9 protein-coding genes are annotated in these 9,113 nt (G+C 53.0%); 4 read left to right on the forward strand and 5 right to left on the reverse strand.

Translation table 11 applies throughout. The annotated features are described in order from the left end of the window. The 4 genes from QZ279_RS12125 to ureG all read left to right on the forward strand — a co-directional run. Positions 1 to 1,117, forward strand: a 1,117-nt coding sequence (locus QZ279_RS12125; protein WP_293451215.1) for an urease subunit alpha, incomplete at its 5' end; no start/stop codon positions are given. Next, positions 1,117 to 1,584, forward strand: coding sequence for an urease accessory protein UreE (locus QZ279_RS12130; protein ID WP_293451217.1), 468 nt, complete (start codon positions 1,117 to 1,119; stop codon positions 1,582 to 1,584). The genes QZ279_RS12125 and QZ279_RS12130, both read left to right, overlap by 1 nt. Then, positions 1,574 to 2,203, forward strand: a complete 630-nt coding sequence (locus tag QZ279_RS12135) for an urease accessory UreF family protein (RefSeq protein ID WP_293451231.1) — start codon at positions 1,574 to 1,576, stop codon at positions 2,201 to 2,203. Before QZ279_RS12130 ends, QZ279_RS12135 begins: the two co-directional genes overlap by 11 nt. Positions 2,204 to 2,207: 4 nt before the next feature. Beyond that, positions 2,208 to 2,831 carry an urease accessory protein UreG gene (ureG, locus tag QZ279_RS12140; protein WP_293451219.1) on the forward strand — a complete coding sequence of 208 codons (624 nt, stop codon included), beginning with the start codon at positions 2,208 to 2,210 and terminating at the stop codon, positions 2,829 to 2,831. Here ureG and urtE read toward each other — a convergent pair. The 5 genes from urtE to urtA form a co-directional block, all read right to left on the reverse strand. Next, on the reverse strand, positions 2,828 to 3,523 hold the full coding sequence (gene urtE, locus QZ279_RS12145; RefSeq protein WP_293451221.1) for an urea ABC transporter ATP-binding subunit UrtE: 696 nt from the start codon (positions 3,521 to 3,523) through the stop codon (positions 2,828 to 2,830). The genes ureG and urtE overlap by 4 nt on opposite strands. Positions 3,524 to 3,526: 3 nt before the next feature. Then, on the reverse strand, positions 3,527 to 4,267 hold the full coding sequence (gene urtD / locus QZ279_RS12150) for an urea ABC transporter ATP-binding protein UrtD (RefSeq protein WP_293451223.1): 741 nt from the start codon (positions 4,265 to 4,267) through the stop codon (positions 3,527 to 3,529). Continuing rightward, complete coding sequence (gene urtC, locus QZ279_RS12155) at positions 4,264 to 5,436, reverse strand: urea ABC transporter permease subunit UrtC (protein WP_293451225.1); 1,173 nt, start codon at positions 5,434 to 5,436, stop codon at positions 4,264 to 4,266. Before urtC ends, urtD begins: the two co-directional genes overlap by 4 nt. Positions 5,437 to 5,438: 2 nt before the next feature. Further along, entirely contained in the window at positions 5,439 to 7,364 is a 1,926-nt protein-coding gene (urtB, locus tag QZ279_RS12160) for an urea ABC transporter permease subunit UrtB (RefSeq protein WP_293451227.1), read from the reverse strand. A 75-nt stretch (positions 7,365 to 7,439) separates the two neighbouring features. Then, positions 7,440 to 8,729, reverse strand: a complete 1,290-nt coding sequence (urtA, locus tag QZ279_RS12165) for an urea ABC transporter substrate-binding protein (RefSeq protein WP_293451229.1) — start codon at positions 8,727 to 8,729, stop codon at positions 7,440 to 7,442. Positions 8,730 to 9,113: the final 384 nt, after the last annotated feature.

Here is a 9,113-nt window from a genome sequence, read left to right on the forward strand (position 1 = left end):
AGGCAACGCAAGCCAGCCTGACGCCTTGGTCGAGATGGTCAAAGGTGGGGCCTGTTCACTGAAGCTACACGAGGATTGGGGCACGACCCCTGCGGCGATTGATTGCTGCCTGTCCGTGGCCGATGACATGGACGTACAGGTGATGATCCACACCGATACGCTGAATGAATCGGGTTTCGTGGAAAACACCATGGCAGCCGTCAAAGGCCGCACCATTCATGCATTCCATACCGAAGGGGCTGGTGGTGGCCACGCGCCCGACATTATCAAGATCTGCGGCGACGAAAACGTGCTCCCCGCCTCAACCAACCCAACGCGGCCCTATACGGTCAACACGTTGGAGGAACATCTGGACATGCTGATGGTGTGTCATCATCTCGACAAATCCATCCCAGAAGACGTGGCTTTCGCCGAAAGTCGCATCCGCCGCGAGACCATTGCCGCCGAAGATATTCTGCACGACATGGGCGCGTTTTCGATCATCGCGTCGGATAGCCAAGCCATGGGGCGCGTGGGCGAGGTCTTGATCCGCACATGGCAAACGGCTGATAAGATGAAGAAACAGCGTGGACGTCTGCCAGAGGAAACCGGTGATAATGACAACTTCCGCGTTCGTCGATATATCGCGAAATACACTATCAATCCTGCAATTGCCCATGGGATCAGCCGCGAAATCGGCAGCATCGCCGAGGGTAAACGCGCCGATCTGGTGTTGTGGAACCCTGCATTCTTTGGCGTAAAACCTGAAATGGTGCTGATGGCTGGCACCATTGTTTGTGCACAAATGGGTGACCCAAATGCGTCGATCCCTACCCCGCAGCCCGTCTATTCGCGGCCCATGTTCGGGGCATTTGGGCGATCAGTCGAACACTCTGCTGTCTGCTTTGTTTCTGCGGCGGCTCAAGCGGATGGGATCGGGGACAAATTAGGTTTGGCCAAGCAAACTGTTGCTGTTGAGAACACCCGCAACATTGGCAAATCCGATCTTATCTTGAACACAGCAACGCCCCGTATGGAGGTAAACCCCGAAACCTACGAGGTGCGCGCGGATGGTGAATTGCTGACCTGTGAACCCGCCACGGAACTGCCCATGGCACAGCGGTATTTCTTGTTCTGATGGCTGACTTCAATACGCAAACGATCCGCAAAGCGGGTACATGGTCTGGCGCATTTGAGCAGTGCACCCTGACCTACGATGAGCGATTTTTGCGACGTAAAGTCATAAAAACTGCACATGAAGAAGATCTTCTGGTCGACTTGCCGCACACCACTTCGCTTAACCATGGTGACGCGTTTGAACTTGCTGATGGTCGCCTGATCGAGGTCATCGCAGCCAAAGAGCAGTTGCTACAAATCACGGGTGATTTAGTGCAATTGGCATGGCACATCGGTAATCGCCACACCCCTTGCCAAATCGAAATTGACCGCTTGGTCATTCAGCATGATCCAGTCATCGGGCATATGCTGGAACACCTCGGCGCGTCGGTCACCGAGGTGTTTGAACCTTTTACCCCCGAAGGTGGCGCATATGGCCATGGCCGCACACACAGTCACGCCCACGGTCACACCGCCCATGACCACTGATGTTTTGACATTGTCACAACTGTTATCGCCCAGCTTCCCGGTGGGTGCATTCGCCTATTCACATGGGCTGGAAACAGCGATCAACGAGGGTGCAATCAGCGATGCAGAAAGCCTGCGGGCATGGATGTCAGACCTTCTTGAAAGCGGTGGAGCGCGCTGCGATGCTGTGCTGCTGAACGCCGCCTATGCCTCTGATGATCCAGCAATCGACGCCACAGCGCGCGCCTTCGCGGCCTCATCTGAACGCCTGATGGAAACCGACCTACAGGGGGCCGCGTTCTGCGACACGGTTCAGGCGGTTTGGGGCCAAAGTCTTGGACGCCTTTGTTATCCCGTCGCCGTAGGGCGGCTTGCCGCCATTCTGGATCTTGATGTCGAACTGACAACAGCACTGTACCTTCAGGCTTTCATCAGCAATTTGACAGCCGCCGCCATGCGCTTGGTCCCTTTAGGGCAAGTAGACGGACAAAAAACACAAGTCGCGCTGAAACCGCGTTGCGTGCAAATTGCTGCGCAATTGTGCGGTACAACATTGGATGATCTATATAATACTGCTTGGCTGTCTGATATCGCGGCTATGCGCCATGAAACCCAATATTCACGCATTTTTCGGAGCTAATTCAATGGCATCACAAAACGGACCTTTGCGCATCGGGATCGGTGGCCCAGTGGGCGCTGGAAAAACCACCCTGACTGCGGCGCTTGCCCGCGTGCTACATCCGCATCTTTCAATCGGCGTCATTACCAATGACATTTATACCCATGAAGACGCAGAGGCGTTGATGCGCATGCAAATCCTGCCCCAAGATCGTGTGATTGGTGTGGAAACGGGCGGTTGCCCGCATACAGCTATCCGCGAGGATGCATCGATCAATTTGGCGGCGATTGCCGAGATGCGCAAACGGCACGCAGATCTTGAGATTGTCCTCATCGAGAGCGGCGGTGACAACCTGTCGGCCACGTTCAGCCCCGAACTGGCTGATGTGACTGTCTATGTGATTGACGTGGCCGCTGGCGAAGAAATTCCGCGGAAAGGCGGTCCTGCGATCACCAAGTCTGACATTCTGGTCATCAACAAAACGGACCTTGCCCCGCACGTGGGCGCATCACTTGACGTGATGGAGCGCGATGCAAAGCGGATGCGCGGTGATAAGCCGTTTGTGTTCACCAATTTGCGTGGCGGTAAAGGTCCGGCACAAGTCATTGATCTGCTCTCACAGATCGGTGGTTTCAACGCACCTGACTAGACCATAACCGCATCGAATAACGTCTGTCTTTCCAATCCCTCTGCACGGCTCTCAAATGAAATTTCGCCACGTTTCATCACCGTAAACTGATCCCCGAGATCGAAAGCGAAATCAAAAAACTGCTCAACCAGCACAATGGCCATATCACCTTGGTCGCATAGGGTGCGAATGACGTGTCCGATTTGCTGGATGATATTGGGCTGGATTCCTTCAGTTGGCTCATCAAGCAGGAGAACTTTGGGGCGTGTGATCAAAGCGCGGGCTATGGCAAGCTGCTGTTGCTGCCCTCCTGATAGGTCGCCGCCGCGACGGTCCGCCATATCCTTGAGCACAGGAAACAAATCATAGATGTGATCTGGAACGACATGATCCGCCTTGTCTAGGCAGGCAAAACCCGTTTCAAGGTTTTCGACAACAGTCATCATTGGGAAGACTTCACGGCCCTGCGGGACATAAGCAATGCCCGCTTTGGCCGCATCAAATGCAGTCAGATGTGATCGTGGCATTGCATCCAGAACAATGGTCCCATCTGCATATGGATGACGGCCTGCGATCGCTTTCAGTAGGCTCGTTTTGCCCACGCCATTCGTGCCCATAACGGAGGTCACTTCACCTGCTTTTGCGCTTAGTGATACCCCATTGAGGATCTGACTTTGCCCGTATTTCAGGGTCAGGTTTTGAATCGTCAACATGATCTATCGCCCCAGATAGACGTCAATGACGTCTTGGTTTTTCGTGACGTGGTCAAGTGATCCTTCGGCCAAAACCGATCCTTGATGCAGCACAGTCACCTTGCAATTCAGACGGCGGATAAAGTCCATGTCATGCTCGACCACAACCACAGCGCGGGTCTTGGCCGCCCGCACAAGGATGTCGGTGGTCTGTTCACGTTCAACAGCAGACATGCCTGCCGCAGGTTCATCGACCAGCAAAAGTCGCGGATCTTGCGCCAAGAGCATGCCGATCTCCAACCACTGTTTTTGCCCATGGCTGAGCGCCCCGGATGTTTGTTCCAGTGCATCGGTCAGGCCGATTTCATCGCTGATCGCGCGCACGCGATCCTCGGTGTCGGTCGCCACACGATTGAACAAAAGATCAAACGGACGCCTTGGATTTTTTAGCGCCATGGTGATATTTTCACGTACGGTTTGCGCCTCGAATACGGTGGGTTTTTGAAACTTGCGCCCGATGCCAGCTTGGGCGATTTGACTTTCGGACATGCCAAGTAAGGACACTGACTTTTCACCCCAGATAACATACCCCTCGTCAGGTTTCGTTTTACCCGTGACGATATCCATGAAAGTGGTTTTGCCTGCTCCATTCGGGCCGATAATGGCGCGCAATTCAGGCTCCCCTATCTGGATCGACAGGTTGTTGATCGCTTTGAACCCGTCAAAGCTAACCGAGACGCCAGAAACCTCAAAAAGTGTGTTCATGACTGTTTTTCCTTTCGTGCCAGAAGATCAAACAGACCGCCAATCCCTTTGGGGAAGAACAATGTGACCGCGACAAATGTCACTCCCAGCAGCACCAGCCACCAGTCCGTCCATTTGACAGTGTAAATTCCAAGATTGATGTCTGGTGCACTGCCACCTGTGAACCACGACGACATTAACGACACGACAGCAGCGCCGATCACGGCGCCATACAGCCGCCCGCGTCCACCAATGGCGACCCAAACAACCAAGTAAATCGACGCGATGGGCGCTATTTCGGCAGGGTTGATGATGCCCGCTTGCGGATAATACAGCGCACCTGCGACGCCCGCGACCATGGCCGTGATGGTAAAGATGAACAGTTTATAACTTTCGACGTGATAGCCCAAAAATCGAACGCGCGCCTCATTGTCGCGAATGGCGCGGATGACCGATCCGAACTTGCCAGACGTCATCCATGCGAACAGAAGATAGCCCGCGCCAAGGGCCGAAGCAGAGGCCCAGAAAAACCACAGCGAAAGGGTCGCTTGCGATACCGCCTCTAAACCCGGAATGTTTTGAAGACCCGACAGTCCGTTATTGCCGCGCAGGCCAGAATCATTTTGGAAAAAATACAGTGACAACGCGAGGGTCATCGCTTGCGTTAAAATTGACAAGTAAACACCCGTCACGCGGCTGCGGAACGCAAGCCAACCAAACACCAATGCCAGCACCCCCGGCACAAAAACCACAGCAAGCAGTTGCAAACTAAGTGAATGAGAGAACGCCCAAATTACAGGGAAATCAGTGCTGCCGACGACACCAAATATCTGAGTGCCAATTGCTGTCGTAATTTCTTCTGGCGTAGGTGGCAGGATGTTGTTCTCTAGCGATGAGACGACGATGTCTTTGGTGCGATCATACATCAGCCACATGCCGATGGCGTAGCCCCCAATCCCGAAGAATGCGAAATGACCAAGGCTTAGAATGCCGCAGTAACCCCAAACGACATCCATTGCGATTGCAACAAGGCACAGGCACAACGTCTTACCCAGAGTTTTCAGGAATGAGGTCGATATAAACGCGGTGCCCGCCGCCTCGCTCAGAATAGACACAACAACTGTGAAAATGGAAAGGCCCAACAGGAACCACAACACGGATGGGTTTTTGGCGATGAACGTGTTTTGCATGATCAATCTCCTGCCGCACGGCCCTTAAGGGCGACGATGCCCTTGGGCCGGAATTGAATGAATAGAATGACAAACAGGATCATGTATGTCTGAGCGGCAAGCGTGTTGGATGGGTTAAGCCACTCGATCCCTTTTTGGCCAAAGCCAATCATCGCAGCCCCCGCGAGCGTACCCCAGACGTTGCCAACCCCGCCCACGACAACGGTCATGAAGCTTTGTACGATGTAGTCAGATCCCATCTCGGATGTGACCTTCGCATAGAGCCCGATGGCAACCCCCGCGATGCCCGCAATGCCGGACCCAAGCCCAAAGGTCATCATGTTGATCCGGTCGGGGTCGATCCCCATAGATGAGGCCATACCGGGGTTTTGCGTGACTGCGCGCACCTCAAGTCCAAGCCGCGTGCGTTTAAGAATGTGGATGATCAGACAGAGGAACATGAGAGCAAGAACAAAGATAGCAATGCGAATATAGCTGATTTGGATGACGTCATTGAATACCCAAGCCCCAGCCAGCCAGTCAGGTGACGTCAGTGGGCGCGCTTGCGTGCCAAAGATGTTCTTGGCCAATTGTTGCAACGCAATCGAAATGCCAAATGTCGCTAGCAACGTTTCTAACGGGCGATGGTACAAACGGCGGATGACCAACCGTTCCATCACGACCCCTGCCCCGAATGTGACCGCAAAGGCCAGCGGTAGCGCGATAATTAGCGACACTGTGTAATTGGACACAAACGTTTGCACCACAAACCCTGTGTAGGCACCCATCATGATGAATTCGCCGTGTGCCATGTTGATCACGCCCATCACGCCAAAGGTGATCGCAAGTCCGATCGCTGCAAGAAAAAAAATCGACGCAAGCGACAGCGCATCCAATGTCAGGTCAGCGATTTTGGCAGTTGCGACGCGCGTGTCCACAGCCGCAAGCGCAGATATTGCTGCTGCCGTGATCGTCGCATTGGGTTCATCATAAAGCTCGTAGAATATGTGATCTGTCAAAGTTGCATCACGCAAAGTGTCAGTGATCAGCGTGGGCACCATTCCATCATCTACCAAGGCAGCATAGGCGGCTTCGCGGGTCTTTGCATTGTCCATTTGCGCTAAAGGAAACCCCGCAATGCGCCCGTCGATGATGTTAGCCTCAAGCGCACGCTTGATGTCAGCGGGCGTTTGCTTGGCTACGGCCAAACCTGCGTCAACCAACGCAAAATACGACACAATGGGTGCGTCCAGAGGATCAAGTATCGCCGCAATATTACCTGTGGGCTGCGCAGACGCCACACCTGACGTGGTCGTCAAAATTAGATTAAGAACAGCACGCGCTTCCACCGATGTATCCGTGGACAGGCTATCAATGGCAGCAATACGATCGACGGGACCGCCCGCAAAACGAGCGGTTAAAAAATTCGCCAGTTGAATTTTACGCGCCTTCAGTGAGGCATCTACTTCGGGGTCAATGGATGCTAAAAGCGGAGCCAATTGTGCAGCCTCTGGGCGACGCGCAATCGAGGCTACGGCTGTTGTTCGGCGTGACACGTCAGGGTCGATAAGCTGGAATTGTACCAATGCTGTCCCGATCAAACGACGCACTCCACCGTTTGGCTTGAGCTGCTTGAAATCAGATTTTTGCGCGGTGGATATGGCCTGTGTATCAATATCCGTTAGCGCAAGTGTGTCCCCGCTTGCCAGTCCGATAAAGAACATTCCATCATTGCGCTGCCAGACGTTTTTCTCGGACCACTGTTCCAGAAAGGGTGTGGCTTGGGGCAAACCTGACGCCGCTATGGCATCAAGCGTATCGCCGACAGTTCCTCGCGATGGCTTGGCTATTTCAGTGGTGAAGGTTTGTAAGATGGATTGGAGGTTTTGAGCAGTAGCAGCAGGTGCGCTGCAAATCGTGAGGATCAAAGCAATAAGTGCGAAACGCATCAGCTGACTTTCAATTATGTATTGTCAGGCGCACAGCAGGACCTTGCGGAAGGGCTGCGCGCCTGACAGGTTGGTTTAGTAGTTGGATGTCAGCTGAACACAGGTCTCTGTCTCAACATTGTACATGCCGCAACCAAGATCTTTCCAATCAGACTTCAATACTGCTGAGGCTGGCAGGAAATCCGTCCATGCATCGCCGGGAACTTCAGTCGTCTGGCTGATGATGTCGAATTGGCCGTCCGCTTGGATTTCACCAATTAAGACCGGCTTGGCCAAATGGTGGTTTGGCAACATCACGGCTTTACCGCCTGTTAGGTTCGGGAACTCTTGGCCATACATTGCAGTACGAACTGCGTCGACGTCAGTTCTGCCCGCGGCCGTCGCAGCATTTACCCACATGTTAAAACCGATATAATGGGCTTCCATTGGGTCGTTGGTCACGCGCTCTTCGCCAGCAAATGCCTTCCATGCGGCGATGAATTCATCGTTCGTTTCGGATTCCGCCGATTGGAAGTAATTCCATGCAGCCAAGTGGCCAACCAAGTTGGATGTGTCCAAGCCAGACAGCTCTTCTTCACCAACAGAGAACGCGACAACAGGGATGTCATCGGCCGAAATACCAGCAGCCGCCAGTTCTTTATAGAAGCCAATATTTGCATCACCGTTGATCGTAGATATCACGCCAACCTGCTTACCGTCTTCGCCAAGGGCAACAACATCCGCCACGATTGTGGCCCAGTCAGATTGACCAAAGGGCGTGTAGTTCACAAAGATGTCTTCGACAGCAATGCCCTTATCCTTCAGGTACGATTCAAGGATGTTGTTCGTCGTGCGCGGGTAGACATAGTCGGTCCCCAGTAAGGCGAATTTTTCAACGCCAAGCTCTTCAAGAAAGTAATCCGTTGCTGGAATCGCTTGCTGGTTGGGGGCAGCACCAGTGTAGAATACGTTTTTGGAGGATTCCTCGCCTTCGTATTGCACAGGGTAAAACAGCAATCCGTTCAATTCTTCGATGACGGGTAACACGGATTTGCGTGAAACGGATGTCCAGTTTCCAAAGATCACGTCGACCTCGTTCACAGTCAACAATTCGCGGGCTTTTTCAGCAAATAGCGGCCAGTCGGATGCGGGATCAACAACGACAGCTTCCAATGCGCACCCTAACAGGCCGCCCTTGGCATTTTGCTGTTCGATCAACATCAGCATTGCGTCTTTCAACGTGGTTTCAGAAATCGCCATTGAGCCGGACAAAGAGTGCAGAACACCAACCTTGATCGGTGCAGCACATTCAGCGAATGCAGCAGAGCCAGCGACACATAGGACGCTTGCGGATAATGTGGAGAGCAGAGTGGAACGAAGTGTCAAAGGATAGACCCCCTAAGTTTCGCCACGTATCCAAGTGCCTCAGCTAGGCAAGGCCAAGCCAGAATGCTATGAGGATCACGCAGCTTCATGTTGCAGCCATGCGGGGGTCGTTATCTGCCAGGATTGCACCCTCGCGTGGCATTTGATTGACCGTTTCCGGACAGGGCGACTATTGAACGATGACTGTCAGAACAAAAGATACCGGAACGATTGATTTATGAATTCCGACGCACTTGCTGAAAAATTTATCGATTCACGAGGGGGTGCCTAAATTTTAAGCATAAATATGGTTTATTTAGCGATTCAATGTAGAATGACGCGTTGATCATCCTGTAGATATGTACGGACTCTTGGGACACTTCCTGTAAATTCCCTGATTTGGGA

The organism is Planktotalea sp., from assembly GCF_018607965.1.
GTDB lineage: Bacteria > Pseudomonadota > Alphaproteobacteria > Rhodobacterales > Rhodobacteraceae > Planktotalea.